Origin of the sequence: Bradyrhizobium glycinis (genome assembly GCF_016031655.1) — a bacterium.
GTDB lineage: Bacteria > Pseudomonadota > Alphaproteobacteria > Rhizobiales > Xanthobacteraceae > Bradyrhizobium > Bradyrhizobium glycinis.
Genome location: NZ_JACCHQ010000029.1, coordinates 1 through 15,820, shown reverse-complemented (window position 1 = coordinate 15,820; position 15,820 = coordinate 1). Strand labels below are relative to the sequence as shown.

14 protein-coding genes are annotated in these 15,820 nt (G+C 65.7%); 11 read left to right on the top strand and 3 right to left on the bottom strand.

What is annotated here, in order from left to right; translation table 11 throughout:
- The first annotated feature begins 45 nt into the window (after positions 1 to 45).
- Both HZZ16_RS30540 and HZZ16_RS30535 read left to right on the top strand, forming a co-directional pair.
- Positions 46 to 630 carry a phage holin family protein gene (locus HZZ16_RS30540; RefSeq protein ID WP_197953644.1) on the top strand — a complete coding sequence of 195 codons (585 nt, stop codon included), beginning with the start codon at positions 46 to 48 and terminating at the stop codon, positions 628 to 630.
- The gene (locus tag HZZ16_RS30535) at positions 630 to 1,772 is read left to right on the top strand and encodes a YihY/virulence factor BrkB family protein (protein WP_197953643.1); all 1,143 of its coding nucleotides are present in this window, start codon (positions 630 to 632) and stop codon (positions 1,770 to 1,772) included. The genes HZZ16_RS30540 and HZZ16_RS30535 overlap by 1 nt, the downstream gene beginning before the upstream one ends.
- A 48-nt stretch (positions 1,773 to 1,820) precedes the next feature.
- On the opposite strand, the gene HZZ16_RS30530 is transcribed toward HZZ16_RS30535, so the two are convergent.
- Complete coding sequence (locus HZZ16_RS30530) at positions 1,821 to 2,660, bottom strand: class I SAM-dependent methyltransferase (RefSeq protein ID WP_197953642.1); 840 nt, start codon at positions 2,658 to 2,660, stop codon at positions 1,821 to 1,823.
- A 296-nt stretch (positions 2,661 to 2,956) separates the two neighbouring features.
- On the opposite strand from HZZ16_RS30530, the gene HZZ16_RS30525 reads away from it, so the two are divergent.
- Both HZZ16_RS30525 and HZZ16_RS30520 read left to right on the top strand, forming a co-directional pair.
- Entirely contained in the window at positions 2,957 to 4,429 is a 1,473-nt protein-coding gene (locus tag HZZ16_RS30525) for an EAL domain-containing protein (RefSeq protein WP_197953641.1), read from the top strand.
- 15 nt (positions 4,430 to 4,444) lie between these two features.
- Entirely contained in the window at positions 4,445 to 5,299 is an 855-nt protein-coding gene (locus tag HZZ16_RS30520; protein ID WP_197953639.1) for a TIGR01459 family HAD-type hydrolase, read from the top strand.
- A 178-nt stretch (positions 5,300 to 5,477) separates the two neighbouring features.
- Here the strand turns inward: HZZ16_RS30520 and HZZ16_RS30515 are convergent, their stop codons facing one another.
- Entirely contained in the window at positions 5,478 to 5,873 is a 396-nt protein-coding gene (locus tag HZZ16_RS30515; protein ID WP_008567674.1) for a response regulator, read from the bottom strand.
- A 220-nt stretch (positions 5,874 to 6,093) separates the two neighbouring features.
- Here HZZ16_RS30515 and HZZ16_RS30510 point away from each other — a divergent pair, with 220 nt between their 5' ends.
- The 7 genes from HZZ16_RS30510 (at position 6,094) to arfB (ending at position 15,090) form a co-directional block, all read left to right on the top strand.
- Entirely contained in the window at positions 6,094 to 7,065 is a 972-nt protein-coding gene (locus HZZ16_RS30510) for a bifunctional riboflavin kinase/FAD synthetase (protein ID WP_197953637.1), read from the top strand.
- Positions 7,066 to 7,270: 205 nt separating this feature from the next.
- The gene (ileS, locus tag HZZ16_RS30505; protein WP_197953636.1) at positions 7,271 to 10,279 is read left to right on the top strand and encodes an isoleucine--tRNA ligase; all 3,009 of its coding nucleotides are present in this window, start codon (positions 7,271 to 7,273) and stop codon (positions 10,277 to 10,279) included.
- A gap of 10 nt (positions 10,280 to 10,289) precedes the next feature.
- Positions 10,290 to 10,784 carry a signal peptidase II gene (lspA, locus tag HZZ16_RS30500; RefSeq protein ID WP_197953635.1) on the top strand — a complete coding sequence of 165 codons (495 nt, stop codon included), beginning with the start codon at positions 10,290 to 10,292 and terminating at the stop codon, positions 10,782 to 10,784.
- 96 nt (positions 10,785 to 10,880) lie between these two features.
- Complete coding sequence (locus HZZ16_RS30495; RefSeq protein WP_197953766.1) at positions 10,881 to 11,606, top strand: hypothetical protein; 726 nt, start codon at positions 10,881 to 10,883, stop codon at positions 11,604 to 11,606.
- Between the two features lie 189 nt (positions 11,607 to 11,795).
- Positions 11,796 to 13,190 (top strand): M16 family metallopeptidase, encoded by a 1,395-nt coding sequence (locus HZZ16_RS30490; RefSeq protein ID WP_376707606.1) that lies wholly within the window; start codon positions 11,796 to 11,798, stop codon positions 13,188 to 13,190.
- A complete protein-coding gene (locus HZZ16_RS30485) occupies positions 13,187 to 14,554 on the top strand; it encodes a M16 family metallopeptidase (RefSeq protein ID WP_197953633.1) in 1,368 nt (455 codons plus the stop codon). The genes HZZ16_RS30490 and HZZ16_RS30485 overlap by 4 nt, the downstream gene beginning before the upstream one ends.
- A gap of 119 nt (positions 14,555 to 14,673) precedes the next feature.
- Positions 14,674 to 15,090: an alternative ribosome rescue aminoacyl-tRNA hydrolase ArfB gene (arfB, locus tag HZZ16_RS30480; RefSeq protein ID WP_027575820.1), complete on the top strand. Its 417-nt coding sequence runs from the start codon at positions 14,674 to 14,676 to the stop codon at positions 15,088 to 15,090.
- Between the two features lie 55 nt (positions 15,091 to 15,145).
- Here the strand turns inward: arfB and HZZ16_RS30475 are convergent, their stop codons facing one another.
- Complete coding sequence (locus HZZ16_RS30475) at positions 15,146 to 15,454, bottom strand: hypothetical protein (RefSeq protein WP_197953632.1); 309 nt, start codon at positions 15,452 to 15,454, stop codon at positions 15,146 to 15,148.
- Between the last annotated feature and the right edge of the window lie 366 nt (positions 15,455 to 15,820).

The window sequence follows — 15,820 nt, the reverse complement described above, 5'->3', positions numbered from 1 at the left end:
ACGTTCATCCCCCGACGAATTTTCTAGTCCTTGGAGGATGTCCGCATGCTCGCGCCATCGGGCGAATTGCTGCGCGCCGGGATGGCGCTCAAGCTCAATCACGTCAAACGCGCTGCTCAATCCTATCTGCGTGACCAGACCAGCCAGGCAACGGGCAAGGTGACGTCATACGCGGTGGCCGGCGGGCTGTTCGCGGCCGCCGGCCTGTTCGTGATCGCGGCATTTTTCGTCGGACTGATCGCCCTGTACCGCTGGGTCGGGATCACCTACGGGCAGTTCTGGGGATTTGGCGCCGTTGCCGCAGTCCTGCTGGTGCTGGCTGCAGTCTGTGCCGGGGTGGCCGTGGCCCAGATGAAACGCAAGGCCAAGCCGGTTGTGCCGCTCGCGAGCCGCCTGCGCGTGGCCGTCGCCACGCCCCGGATCCCGCGTGGCACGGTCAAGGAGGCGGTGAAGGAGGTCGCAACGACGATTCCCCTCGCGCCGCTCGCACCCGGCGAGCGCGGCGGCATCAAGACCTGGCCGGCCCGCGCCAATCGGCCCGTGCAGCTTGGCCTGATGCTCGCGGCGGTCGGCCTGGTCGGGCTGACGGCCGCCCGGCGGCGACGCAACAGGCACAGTCTGGGGGCGTGATGCTGGCGCGGCGCTCCGAACAGATCGACTCCCGGATCGATTCCTGGCTGCTGGTGGCGGCGACGGCCGTGTTCGTGCTGACCGCGGAGCGCTACTTCCAGGAGTCCGGCCTGGCGAGGCCGGGGCCTCCGAAAGACCACCGCAAGGGCGAAGCGAATTCCCCGGAAACGCACCCGGCCGGTGCGGCGATGCAGCCGGGCCGCGGCCGCCGGGCGAAAAGTCCGTTCGAGATTCCCTGGGCGGGCTGGACGGATATTTTCTGGCGGACCTATCAGCGCATCGACGAGGATCGCCTGCTCGCGACGGCGGGCGGCGTCGTCTTCTTCGGGCTGCTCGCGCTCTTCCCCGCAGTCACCGCGCTCGTCTCCTCTTATGCCCTGTTCGCCGATCCCGCCACGATCAGCTCCAATCTGCACACGCTTGCCACCATGCTGCCCGAGGGTTCGTTCCAGATCGTCGAGGACCAAGTCGCGCGCGTGGTGTCGAACGGCAATACGACCCTCGGCGTCGCCTTCCTGGTCGGCCTGCTGCTTGCGATCTGGAGCGCCAATGCCGGCGTCAAGGCGATCTTCGACGCCCTCAACGTCGCCTATGAGGAACGCGAGAAGCGCAGCTTCATCCGGCTGAACATGGTCTCGCTGGCCTTCACCGTCGGCGGCATCGTGGCGCTGCTGTTGATGGTGGGAGCGGTCGTCGCCTTCCCGCTTGCGCTCAACCATCTCGGCATGGCGCCGGAAAGCAAGCTGATCGTGGCACTGGCACGATGGCCGCTGCTGTTCGTCATCCTGCTGGTCGCACTCGCCATCCTCTATCGGTTCGCGCCCAGCCGTGACGCGCCGCGCTGGCAATGGCTAAGCCTCGGCGCCGTCACGGCCGCGATCCTCTGGATCGCGGGCTCTGCGCTGCTGTCGTGGTATCTCTCGGAATTCGCCAATTACAACGCGACCTACGGCTCGCTGGGCGCGGCGATCGGCCTGATGATGTGGATGTGGATGTCGGCGATCGTCATCATGTTCGGCGCCGAGCTGAATTCGGAGATCGAGCGGCAGACGCTGCGCGACACCACCACCGGGCGGCCGAAGCCGCTCGGCACCCGGGACGCCGTCTCCGCCGACACGGTCGGCGCCACCGCGCCATTTTGATTGGCGGCGGTCAGGCCCGAGGCCGGCCTGACCGCATCTCAGGCGCGATCAGCGCTTGGTGATCACGGCTTCCAGATATTCGCTGTGCACCACGATCGTGCCGTCATCGGCGTGGTTGAACTCTTCGAGCAGCGCCAGGAGATCGCGCGTCAGCGTGGCCTGCCCGTTCGCGTCGAGCGCAGCAAACGCCTTCAGCGTGGGGCCGTAGAAGGTCTTGAAGATGTCGAGCCAGTGGCCCGGCGAGCGATAGCGGAACACGAACATGCGCGGCTCGGCGGCGATCTCCGCGGCCACGCCGCCGAACATCTCCTTGAGCCGTGCCGTCGTGCCCCACATGGCGGGCGATTTCACCCCCGCCGGCGGCGGCAAGTGCTTGCCGATGGTCTTGAACAGCTGGCCGATGAAGCCTTGCGGCGTCCAGTTGGCAAGGCCGATCTTGCCGCCGGATCTGCAGACCCGCGCGAGCTCGGAAGCGGCCTTGTCCTGATCCGGTGTGAACATCACGCCGAAAGTCGAGAGCACGACGTCGAAGGCGGCATCCGCAAACGGCAGCGCCTCGGCATCCGCCTCGCGGAACTCGACGGCGAGGTGTTCGGCCATGGCGCGCTCGCGCCCGCGCTTGAGCAGCGCCGGCACGTAGTCGGTGGATGTGACGTCACACCAGCGCCGCGCCGCCGCCAGCGTCGCATTGCCGTTGCCCGCCGCGACGTCCAGCACCTTGCTGCCGGCGCGCAAGTCGATGGCCTCGCAGAGCTGTTCCCCGACGATCTGCAAGGTGGTGCCGACCACGGCATAATCGCCCGACGACCAGGCGCCGTGCTGGCGCTGCTTGACGGCGGCAAGATCGGGTTGGGGGGCGGCTGGCTTGAGCGCGGCGGATGTCGACATGGCAATCTCCTGCGGTTGAAAACGCCGGGACGATAGGGCGCATGCGGCTCGCTGGCCTTGAGGGCGGCATGATTTTCCGCTGAGAGCGTCTTGATTTCCGCACCGGAGCCGGAAGACGTGTGACGTAAGGCTTTCGCGGCACGGGCCTGAATCGGCTCCGACACAGTCACTATCCCCTCGAATCAACAATGATGTTAGGCTCATCGATGCTTGGGAAGCATGAGGCGTGACGGTGTCGAGCGCGACCCGTGTTTTCCCGGGTGAGGCAGTCAGCCCTTAAAGGCATAACGCGCGGCATGATTCGCATTTCGACGATCTTCATCGCCATCTGCATGGTCCTGGTCGCGGCCTCGCTCGGGCTCGTGCTCTATTCGGTCGCCGGCATCAGCGGAACGGAATCGGCCATCGTGGCGCTGACCGCGCTGACCTTCCTGATCCTCTACAACGCCGTGTCGATGCGGCTGCGCGACCGCAGCGATGTCGGCGGCCAGATCGCCGACCTGTCGCGCGGCACCGCCGACCTCGCCCGCCAGGTGGCCGAGTTCGGCCGCCGGTTGGCTGCAATCGAGAGCCGCGTCGCCGCGTCCAATTCGACCAATTCCGACCGCATCCAGTCGGTCATCGGCGAGATCAACGAACTGGGCGGATTGGTCAGGCAGCTCGCCACCACCGTGGCGGCTCACGAGGACCTGCTCGTCGGCAACGCGCCGGCACACGCCCCGGTCACAAGGCCCGAGCCGGAAACGCCGATCGACCTGGCTGCCCCCTTCGAGGAGAAGCCAGTCGCTGCTCCTCCGCTTCCGCAGCCCCCGCCACGGCCGGCGCCGCCGGCAGTGCAGGTCCAGGCCGCCACCCCGGTTCAGACCGCCAATGGACGCAACCAGACCCAGTTGCTGGCGACGCTGCGCAATGCGGTCGACGAGAACCGCATCGATATCTTCCTGCAGCCGATGGTGACGCTGCCGCAGCGCAAGGTGCGGTTCTACGAGGCGGTGACGCGCCTGCGCGACGAGCGCGACCAGCTGATCGCCGCCGAGGAGTTCATCAGCATCGCGGAAGCCTCGGGCCTGATCGGGCGCATCGACAACATGGTGATGCTGCGCTGCGTGCAGGTGCTGCGGCGCCTGATGGTGCGCAACAAGGACGTCGGCGTGTTTTGCAACGTCGCGGCTTCCACGCTGGGCAATTCCACCACCTTCGCGCAATGCCTCGATTTCCTGGAAGCCAACCGCGCGCTGGCGCCCTCGCTGGTGCTGGAGTTCAAGCAGTCGACCTTCCGCAATCTCGGCCCTGCCGAGACCGAGAACCTCGCGGCGCTCGCCCAGCGCGGCTTCCGTTTCTCGATCGACCATGTCACGGATTTGCGCATCGAGCCGCGCGAGCTGGCCGATCGCGGAGTCCGCTTCATCAAGGTGCCGGCCGCGTTGCTGCTCGATCCCAAGCAGGCGTCCGCCTCCGACATCCACCCCTCCGATCTCTCCGACCTGCTCGGCCGCTTCGGCATCGACCTGATCGCCGAACGGATCGAAGGCGAGCGCGCCGTGGTCGATCTGCTCGACTATGACGTGCGGTTTGGACAGGGCTTCCTGTTCGCGCCGCCCCGGCCATTGCGGCCGGAGGGGGCATCTGCTACCGGCGGGGCCTCGCCGAACCAGGCGCAGGACATTCAGGGATCCAATGGCTCCGCCACACCCAGCTCAGGCGCGACCTCTTCGGCGCCTCCGCCCCAACGCATCACCGGCAACGCAGCGCTCGCGCGCCGCATCTGATCGGCCGCGCACGTCATGACCGCGCTGCACTTTGCCGAAGGCCTGCGCGAGCTCGTGGCTGGTGTGGAGGTCGTGCTCAGCGATATCTGGGGCGTGGTCCATAACGGGCTGGAATCCTTCCCCGAAGCCTGCGAGGCGCTGCACACCTATCGCAGCCGTGGCGGTACGGTCATCCTGATTACCAACGCGCCGCGCCCGGCCGATTCCGTGCAGCGGCAATTGCGCAAGCTCGGCGTCCCCGATGAGACCTATGACGCGATCGTATCTTCAGGCGACCTGACGCGGCTCTATGTCGCCGAGCATCCCGGCCGCAAGATGTTCTGGCTCGGCCCCGAGCGCGACAACTCGATCTATCGCGGCCTCGATGCGGTGACCGCGCCGCTGGAGGAAGCCGATTACATCGTCTGCACCGGCCTCTACGACGACGAGACCGAGACGGCGGAAGACTATCGCGGCATGATGCTGAAGGCACGCGAGCGCAAGCTGACGCTGGTCTGCGCCAATCCCGACATCGTGGTGGAACGCGGCGACCGGCTGATCTACTGCGCCGGCGCGATCGCGGAGCTCTATCGCGAGCTCGGCGGCGAGGTGATCTTCTACGGCAAGCCGCACCGGCCGATCTACGAGCGCGCCATGGCGCTCGCGGGGGAGCGCCAAGGCTACCAGATCGACCGGAAGAAGGTGCTCGCGATCGGCGATTCCGTCCGCACCGACTTAACCGGCGCCCGCGAATTCGGCATCGACTGCCTGTTCGTCACCCGCGGCATCCATGCCGAGGAGTTCGAGGGCCTCGACCAGCTCGACCCGAATTCGGTGATGGAGCTGTTCGGCCACCCGCCGAAGGCGCTGATGCGCGAATTGAAGTGGTGACGGAATAGCTCGATAAGCTCTGCAGGCTTAGACGAATTGCTAGTTGTTAGACGCCGTCATGGCCGGGCTTGACCCGGCCATCCACGTCTTTCTTCCGGCATCCAAGAACGTGGATGCCCGGGACAAGCCCGGGCATGACGTTCCAAATGGAAAATTGCGTCGGGCGAAGAGCTCGCGCTTACGCGCTCGCCATGTCCGGGAAGACCGCCTCGATCTTGGTCTTCAGCGTCGCCGCGTTGAACGGCTTGACGATGTAATTGTTCACGCCGGCCTTCTTGGCCGCGATCACGTTCTCGGTCTTGGATTCGGCCGTGATCATGATGAAAGGCGTGGTGGCGAGGTTCGGATCCGCGCGGACTTCGCGCAACAGGTCGTAGCCCGTCATCGGCTCCATGTTCCAGTCGGAGATCACGAGCCCGTACTTCTTGCCGCGCATCTTGTTCAGCGCGGCCGAACCGTCGCTGGCATCATCGATGTTCTCGAAGCCAAGCTGCTTCAGCAGATTCCGGATGATACGGATCATGGTGCTGTAGTCATCCACCACCAGAACCGGCATCGACAAATCAACCGCCATCTCGACTCCCCCAACGCAAACCCAGGAATATTACGATCGGACCTGCCAGGCCGGCGCCCGGCAGTTCCACGCCTCAAGGACTAGCACCAAGGCCTTAAACAGCGCGTTAACTGCGGGCGGCCCCGAAGGATTGAAATCTTGTTCAGTGCCCGCCGCTTGACTTCGCAGGGCCGGTCGCGCCACGGTCCGGCCGGTCCTGCCCGGTTCGAGAATTCCCCTGATGGCTCCGCCTTTTACCGTCATCCGCGATACAACGCCGGTTTCCGCGATTCCGAGGGGCGCCGTGGTTGCCATGGGCAATTTCGACGGCGTTCATCTCGGCCATCGCGCCGTCATCGCGGCCGCCTTGGAGATGGGCAGGGCGCATGGCCGGCCTGCGCTGGCCTTGACCTTCGAGCCGCATCCGCGGCGGTTTTTCAGCCCCAACACCCCGCAATTCCGCCTGACGGACGAGCGGGCCAAGCTGCGGCTTCTGGCCGGCACCGGACTTGCCGGCGCCGTGGTCATGACCTTCGACAAGGCCCGTGCCGGAACCAGCGCGCAAGATTTCATTCACCATGACCTGATCGGGCGGCTCGGCGTCAGCGGCATCGCGGTCGGCTACGACTTCCATTTCGGCAAGGGTCGCGTCGGCTCTCCGAGCCTCCTAGTCAACGAGGCGCCCCGGCTCGGCATCGAGGTCGACGTCCAGCCGCATGTCGATATCGACGAGCGGCCGGTCTCCTCCAGCGCGATCCGGATCGCCCTCGCCGAGGGCCAGCTCGACGAGGCCACGACCATGCTGGGCGCGCCTTGGTTCATCACCGGCGAGGTGATCCATGGTGAAAAGCGCGGCCGCGACCTCGGCTATCCCACCGCCAACATCCGCCTGGACGCCAATTGCGGCCTCAAGCACGGCATCTACGCGGTCCGGGTCGGCCGCGGCACCGAGCGTCTGGACGGGGTGGCCAGCTTCGGCCGCCGCCCGACCTTCGACAATGGCGCCCCGCTCCTCGAAATCTTCCTGTTCGACTTCAAGGGCGACCTCTACGGGCAGGCGCTCGACTGCGCCTTCATCGGCTTCATCCGCGAGGAGCTGAAATTCGAGGGCATTGAGGCCCTGATCCGGCAGATGGACGACGATTCCGCCCGCGCCCGCGCCTTGCTCGCCGCCGCCCCGGACGCGTTTCCGCGGCTGGGCGTGATCGATTGAGAGGCGAAACCAGGCCTCGCCGGCCCTTTGCGCTTCCTCCGCCCCCCTGCTATGGAGAGCCCATGTTTGCGCGGCGCATCATAGGGATTAGCGGCCCGGCTTCCGCCTGAGCCTGAAGGCTCGGCGCAAGACCGGGATTTCGTCGTTTCGCCCGCGATTCCGCATCGCCATTCGTTTCCGCGCCCTTTCCGAGCCAGTCAGCCTCATGTCCGAAAAGCCGCAAAAGTCCCCGAAGTCTGAAGCCAAAGACTATTCAAAGACCCTGTTCCTGCCGCAGACCGAATTCCCGATGCGCGCCGGCCTGCCGCAGCGCGAGCCGGAGATCCTCAAGCGCTGGTACGAGATCGGCCTCTACGAGAAGCTGCGCCAGAGTGCGAAGGGCCGCGCCAAGTTCGTGCTGCATGACGGTCCGCCCTACGCCAACGGCAACATCCATATCGGCACGGCACTGAACAAGATCCTGAAGGATCTCGTCACCAAGAGCCAGCAGATGCTCGGCTTCGATTCCAACTACGTGCCGGGCTGGGACTGCCACGGCCTGCCGATCGAGTGGAAGGTCGAGGAGGAGCATTATCGCAAGAAGGGCAAGCAGAAGCCCGACTTCCGCGACTCCGCCGCGATGATCGATTTCCGCAAGGAGTGCCGCGCCTATGCCACGCACTGGCTCGGCGTGCAGCGCGAGGAGTTCAAGCGCCTCGGCGTGATCGGCGATTGGGATCATCCCTACGCCACCATGAGCTATCCGGCCGAAGCCCAGATCGCGCGCGAGCTGATGAAGTTCGCCGCCAACGGCACGCTCTATCGCGGCTCCAAGCCGGTGATGTGGAGCGTGGTCGAGAAGACCGCGCTCGCCGAGGCCGAGGTCGAATACGAGGACCACACTTCCGATACGGTGTGGGTGAAATTCCCGGTGACCTCGCCCGCGCACGGTGCGCTCGCCTCCGCAAGCGTTGTGATCTGGACCACGACGCCCTGGACGCTCCCCGGCAATCGCGCCATCTCGTTCTCGCCGAAGATTGCCTATGGCCTCTACAAGGTGACGGACGCCCCCGCCGACAATTGGGCCAAGACCGGCGACCTCCTCATCCTCGCCGACGCGCTCGCTGCAGACGTTTTCAAGCAGGCGCGCGTGACGGCTTATGAGAAGGTCCGCGACGTCCCCGGCGACACCATGGACGCGATCGAGTGTGCCCATCCGCTCAAAGGCGTCGGCGGCGGCTACGACTTCGTCGTGCCGCTATTGCCCGGCGACCACGTCACCGACGACACCGGCACCGGCTTCGTGCACACGGCGCCCGGCCATGGCCGCGAGGACTTCGACGCCTGGACGTCGCAGACGCGCGATCTCGACGCGCGCGGCATCAACACCGCCATCCCCTATACCGTCGACGAGAACGGCGCCTACACCGATCATGCGCCGGGCTTTGCCGGCAAGCGCGTCATCACCGACAAGGGCGAGAAGGGCGATGCCAACGAGGCCGTGATCAAGGCGCTCGTCGACAGAGGCATGCTGCTCGCCCGCGGCCGGCTCAAGCATCAATATCCGCACTCCTGGCGTTCCAAGAAGCCGGTGATCTTCCGCAACACGCCGCAATGGTTCATCGCGATGGATAAGAACATCGCGCAGGGCGGCAAAGCCAAGAGCGGCGACACGCTGCGCGCCCGCGCGCTGCACGCGATCTCGGTCACCCAATGGGTGCCGCCGTCGGGCGAGAACCGCATCAACGGCATGATCGAGGCACGTCCCGACTGGGTGATCTCGCGCCAGCGCGCCTGGGGCGTGCCGATCGCCGTGTTCGTGCGCGAGAAAGGTGACGGCTCCGCCGAGATCCTCCAGGACGAGGCCGTCAATGCGCGCATCGGCGAAGCCTTCGAGAAGGAAGGCGCCGACGCCTGGTACGCGACGGGCGCGCGCGAGCGCTTCCTAGGGCCCCGCGCGAACGAAGATTGGCAGAAGGTCGACGACATTCTCGACGTCTGGTTCGATTCCGGCTCCACCCACGCCTTCGTGCTGGAAGACCCCGTGCAATTCCCGGGCCTGTCAGGCATCAAGCGCAAGGTCGACGGCGGCGCCGACACGGTGATGTATCTGGAAGGCTCGGACCAGCACCGCGGCTGGTTCCATTCCTCGCTGCTGGAAAGCTGCGGCACGCGCGGCCGCGCGCCTTACGACATCGTGCTGACCCACGGCTTCACGCAGGCCGAGGACGGCCGCAAGATGTCGAAGTCGCTCGGCAACACCATCGAGCCGCAGGCCGTCATCAAGGAATCCGGCGCCGACATCTTAAGGCTCTGGGTCGCGTCCTGCGACTACACCGACGACCAGCGCATCGGCCCCGAGATCCTGAAGAACACCGTCGAGACCTATCGCAAGCTGCGCAACACGGTGCGCTGGATGTTGGGAACGCTACATCATTACAAGCCGGCCGACGCAGTCGCGCCGGCCGAGATGCCCGAGCTCGAGCGCTTGATGCTACACGAGCTCGCGGTGCGCGCCTCTGCCATCGGCAAGGCCTATCGGGAGTTCGACTACAAGACCGTGGTCGCGATCCTGTCCGCCTTCCTGAACAGCGAGCTCTCCGCCTTCTACTTCGACATCCGCAAGGATACGCTGTATTGCGATCCGCCTTCGTCGCTGACGCGCAAGGCGGCGCTGACGACCATCGACCTGTTGTGCGCCTCGATCCTGAAATGGCTGGCGCCGATCCTCAGCTTCACTGCTGAGGAGGCCTGGCGCATGTACCGGCCCGACGCCGAGCCGTCCGTGCATCTGACGCTGTTCCCGACCGATCTCGAAGCCTTGCGCGACGACAAGCTCGCCGCGAAATGGGAGATGATCCGCAACGTGCGTCGCGTCGTCACCGGCGCACTCGAGCTGGAACGCGCCGCCAAGAACATCGGCTCCTCGCTCGAGGCATCGCCGGTGATCTATGTCGCCGATCGCGGCATGCTGGCGACCTTGTTCGACATCGATCTGGCTGAAGTCTGCATCACCTCGAATTACGAGGTGCGGGAGGGCGAGGCGCCGGCCTCGGCGTTCCGCCTCGATGCCGTCCCCGGCGTCGCGGTCGTGGTGGAGAAGGCGGTCGGCACCAAATGCGCCCGCTCCTGGAAGATTTCGCCGGCGGTCGGCGAGGATCCTGAGTACCCCGACGTCACCCCGCGCGACGCCAAGGCACTGCGCGAGTGGAAGGCGCTGGGGGTGAGCGTCTGATCGGTCGGCCATGACCCCACTCCGTGCCGGCATCCTCGCGGCAATGGTCACGCTCGTGGTCGACCAGGCCTCGAAGCTCTGGCTGTTGAACGTGTTCGACCTCGCCCGTCGCGGCGCGGTCCGGGTGACGCCGTTCTTCGACCTGGTGCTGGCCTGGAACATCGGCATCAGCTTCGGTTGGCTCCAGAACGACGGCCAGGCCGCGCAGCTCGCGCTGATGGCGGTCAAAGCGATCGCGGTGGTTGCGCTGGCGATCTGGATGGCGCGCTCGCACACCGTGCTCGCGACCGTCGCGCTCGGCCTGATCATCGGCGGCGCCATCGGCAATGGCATCGACCGCCTGGCCTATGGCGCGGTGGTGGATTTCGCCCTGTTCCACATCGAGATCGCCGGAAATACCTATCATTGGTATGTGTTTAATCTCGCGGACGTGGCCATCGTTGCTGGGGTGGCAGCGCTATTGTATGATTCCTTCCTGGGGGTACCCGCCGCAAAAGCGCCCTGATCCCGGCCGATACGGACGGGCAGGTGGAACCCGGTTTTGCAAGGGTTGGAGCCGCGTGCGAGCGGCAATCTGCCACAATATGAAACAGGTACGGTAATGCGCAGCTCGAAGACCAGCGGTTCGATGGTTCGAGGCTCCCGATCGGGGGGCCGGCGGGCACTGAAATTGTCCGCCGTCGCGCTCGGCATTGGTCTGGTCGTGTCGGCCGGCGCCGCCCGCGCGGCTGACGATGACGACGACGACATGACCTTCGAAGAGAAGCTCATCGACAATCTGATGACCGGCCTTGGCGCCAAGAGCATGGAAAAACCCGGCATCGAATACCGCGAGCGCTCGCCACTGGTCGTGCCGCCCAAGCTCGACCTGCCGCCGCCTGCCGCAACCGAGGCCGCGGCCGCGCCAAACTGGCCGAAGGACCCTGACGAGAAGCGCCGCAAGGAAGCCATCGCCCAGCGGAAGAAGTCCGGCAACAAGGCAGCGGAGTACTGGAAGAACGCCCAGCCGCTGTCGCCCGCCGAGTTGAACGCTCACAGGACGGCGGCCGCCGACAAGACCAGCAATGATCCGGTTCAGCCAGGCACCAACGTCGCCAACCCGACCATGAGCCCTGCCGAACTCGGATATACCGGCGGGCTGTGGAAACTGTTCAAAGGGAATGGGCCCGAGTCGAAGCAGTTTACGTCGGAGCCACCGCGCACATCGCTGGTGGAGCCGCCGCCCGGATATCAGACCCCGTCGCCGAACTACGCCTACGGCGCCGGCCCGGATAATTCGAAGCGAACCTATTTTGACGTCCGATCTGGCAAGGAGAAGGAGCAATAGCGTTCCTGCTCTTGCCCCGACATTGCGCAGCCGCGCCGGGGCTGCCGGCACGCCACGCAGCTTCAACTGCTGGCTGCTCCCGAGTTGATAGCGTTCTCTGCTTCGTGACGCGAAGCCTCAGCCGCACGGTGTAGCATGCCGTGCCCTCCGAGCCGGAGATCCGGGCTCGGCATCTCACAACCAGGGATCATGATGTCCTCTTACCGATCGGCTGCCTGCCTCCTTGCCGCGCTGCTTTCGACGAGTGTCCTTTCGGCCGGCGCCGCCCTTGCCCAGACCACGGTGACATCGGCTCCGCCCGCCAGCTTCACGCTTGCCAACGGCATGCAGGTCGTGGTGATCCCGGACCGCCGCACCCCCGTCGTCACCGAGATGATCTGGTACAAGGTCGGCTCGGCTGACGAGACGCCCGGCAAGTCCGGCCTCGCCCATTTCCTCGAGCACCTGATGTTCAAGGGCACCTCGAAGCATCCGGCCGGCGAATTCTCCCAGACCGTGCTGCGCGTCGGCGGCAACGAGAACGCTTCGACCTCGGTCGACTACACCAACTACTATCAGCGCGTGCCGAAAGAGCAGCTGCCGACCATGATGGAGTTCGAGGCCGACCGCATGACGGGCCTCATCCTCAAGGACGAGAACGTGCTGCCCGAGCGCGACGTCGTGCTCGAAGAGTACAATATGCGCGTCGCCAATAATCCGGATGCGCGGTTGAACGAGCAGATCATGGCCGCGCTCTATCTCAACCATCCCTACGGGCGGCCGGTGATCGGCTGGCACCAGGAGATCGAGAAGCTCGATCGCGAGGATGCGCTCGCCTTCTATCGTCGCTTCTATGCGCCGAACAACGCGATCCTGGTGATCGCCGGCGACGTGGACGCCGCCGAAATCCGCCCGCTAGTCGAGCGCAATTTCGGCTCGATCCCCGCGCAGCCCGCGATCCCGCCGCGGCGCGTTCGTCCGCAGGAGCCGGAGCCTGCTGCCCCGCGCACCGTCACGCTGGCTGATCCGCGCGTCGAGCAGCCGAACATGCGGCGCTATTATCTCGTGCCCTCGGCAACCACGGCCGCGGCGGGCGAGAGCGCGGCACTCGACGTGCTGGCGCAGCTGATGGGCAGCGGCAGCAATTCCTATCTCTACCGCGCCCTCGTGGTCGACAAGCCGCTCGCGGTCTCCGCCAACGCCAGCTATTCGAGCATCTCGCTCGACCCGACCCAATTCGCGATCTCGGCTGCGCCGAAACCCGGCGTCAGCTTCGCCGAAGTGGAACAGGCGGTCGACGGCGTCATTGCCAACGTGGCGCAGAACCCGATCCGCGCGGAGGATCTGGAGCGCGTCAAGACCCAGCTCATCGCCGAAGCGATCTACGCCCAGGACAACCAGGCTGTGCTGGCGCGCTGGTACGGCGGCGCGCTGACCACGGGCCTGTCGATCGAGGACATCAGGAGCTGGCCCGACCGCATCCGCGCCGTCACCGCCGAGCAGGTCCGCGCCGTTGCGCAGAAATGGCTCGAGAAGAGGCGCTCGGTGACCGGCTATCTGATCAAGGACACTGCAACCGCCAAGCGCGAGGAGAAGCGCTCGTGACCTATTCCTTCCTTCGACGCGTTGCATTCTCCGTTGTCGCCGGCGCGGTCCTCGCGTTCTCTGCGGCCTCGCCCTCGCAGGCCGCCGCAAAGATCCAGCACCTGATCTCGCCGGGCGGCATCGAAGCCTGGTTCGTGCAGGATGCGACCGTGCCGCTGATCGCGATGGAATATTCCTTCGCCGGCGGCTCGGCGCAGGATCCCAAGGACAAGCCCGGTGTCGCCAACCTGGTCGGCGATCTCCTCGACGAGGGCTCTGGCGATCTCGATTCCAAGACGTTCCATGAACGGCTCGACCGCCGCGCCATCGAGCTCTCCTTCAGCGCCACCCGCGATACCTTCCGCGGGAGCCTGCGCATGCTGCGCGACAACAAGGACGAGGCCTTCGACCTGCTCAGGATGGCACTGACCTCGCCGCATTTCCACACGGCCGATGTCGAACGCATCCGCTCGCAGGTCATCTCGGGCCTGCGCCGCGAGACCACCAATCCGACCTCGCTGGCGAGCCGCAAGTTCCTGGAGGTCGCATTCGGCGATCACCCCTACAGCCGGCAGAGCAACGGCAACCTCGACAGCGTGCCGACCATCACGGTTGCCGACCTGAGGAATTATGTCGGCCGTGTCCTCGCCAAGGATGGGCTCAAGATTGCGGTCGTCGGCGACGTCGATCCGGCCACGCTCGGAAAGCTGCTCGACCACACCTTCGGCAGCCTGCCGGCCAAGGCCAATCTGACGCCAGTCCCCGACATCGAGGCTGCAAAGCCGCCGCAACGCGCCTTCGTGACCCTCGACGTGCCGCAGACGGTGATCACCTTCGGTGGACCCGGCGTGAAGCGAAGTGATCCGAACTTCATGGCGGCCTATGTGGTCAATCACATTCTCGGCGGCGGCGGCTTGTCATCCCGGCTCTATCGCGAGGTGCGCGAAAAGCGCGGTCTGGCCTATTCCGTGTACGAGTCGCTGCTCTGGATGCAGCACTCGGCGGTTTTCATCGGCAACACCGGCACCCGCGCCGACCGCGCCGGCGACACCATCGAGGCCATCGAACAGGAGGTGCGCCGCATCGCCGAGGAGGGCCCGACGCAGAAGGAGCTCGATGAGGCCAAGTCCTACCTCAAGGGCTCGCAGATGCTGGCGCTCGACACCTCGTCCAAGCTGGCGCAGGCGCTGCTGCAATATCAGCAGGACAAGCTGCCGATCGACTATATCGAGAAGCGCAACGCCATCGTCGACGCCGTGACTCTGGACGATGCCAAGGCGGCCGCCAAGCGGCTCTGGGGCCAAGGGCTGCTGACCGTCGTCGTCGGCCGGGCCCCCCAGGCCGCCGCGCAACCGGCGGCTGCACCGGCGACGAAGTCGAACTGATCTCTTTTCTCGAGGTTTCCTGAATGGCCGGGTCCATCCCGGCCATTTGCGTTTCGCGGCAGCGCCATTGCTGACGGCGGATGTCCGCGGTATGTCCTGACATCACGAATGGTGCCAGCATGCTGCGGATATCCCGCGATCTCGTCATCGACGAGGACGACATCGAGATCGGCTTTGTCCGCGCCTCCGGCCCGGGCGGGCAGAACGTCAACAAGGTCGCAACCTCCGCGCAGCTGCGCTTCGACACCCGCAAGCTGACCTTGCCCGAGGACGCGGCGCTGCGCCTTGCCCGCATTGCCGGCCAGCGCATGACCAAGGACGGCGTCATCGTGATCCACGCGCAGCGCTTTCGCACCCAGGAGCGCAACCGTCAGGATGCCATCGACCGTCTCGTCGAAATCCTCAAGGAGGCCATGGTCCGGCCGACGCCTCGCCGCGCGACGCGGCCGACCTTCGCCTCCAAGCAGCGCCGGCTCGAGGGCAAGAAACGGCGCAGCGACATCAAGGCCGGCCGCGGCCGAAGCTTCGACGATTGATGCGAAAAAACCTCCGATCGCGCGCGACCGGAGGTTTGCCGTTCGCAAGCTGGCGTCAGTAGCGCTTGCCGGCCGCAGCACCGCCGGTCGCCGCATCGTCCGCGGTGCCCTTGCGCGTCGCGCTGCCGGTGGTTCCGGCGGACCCCTTCGTGCCCTTGCTCGACTTCATGCCGACCTTCTCGCCGGCTGCGCCCTGCTGGGCACCGAGATCCTCATCCTCGCTGCCTGACGCGCCGCCTTGCATGGGCTTGCTTTGTACGGTGCCGCCAGGCCTCGTCCCAGACGAGGTGCCTTGGGCGAGAACGGGCGTTGCAACGAGGGCCGCGAGAGCGCAAGCGATCGCAGAGGTCTTCACCAACTTCATCCATTTCTCCTGGAATGTCGCGATGAACCGTTCGGCTGCCTTCTGCACCGTTCGCCTGCACCGGACCGGTTCATCGCGAAGAGACTTCGAACGGCGCGCTGTGATGCAAGCCGCGTCGTGTGGTGATCGTTTAGGGTTTTCGGGGCGCTTTCGCGGAATTGTGCTCCTCATATGCGGCGGCGCGGCGACACCGCCGCATTCGTTGGAACTGCCCGAAGCTCGGGATTTCCCACATCTGGTATGTGGGAAGTGTGACCTTCCCCATGCATTTGTTGCGAGGCGGCATTAGACTGGGACATTCGCCGAGTGAGCCCATGCCCGTCCGCCAACTTCCCGAACAGATCGTTAACCGGATCGCCGCCGGCG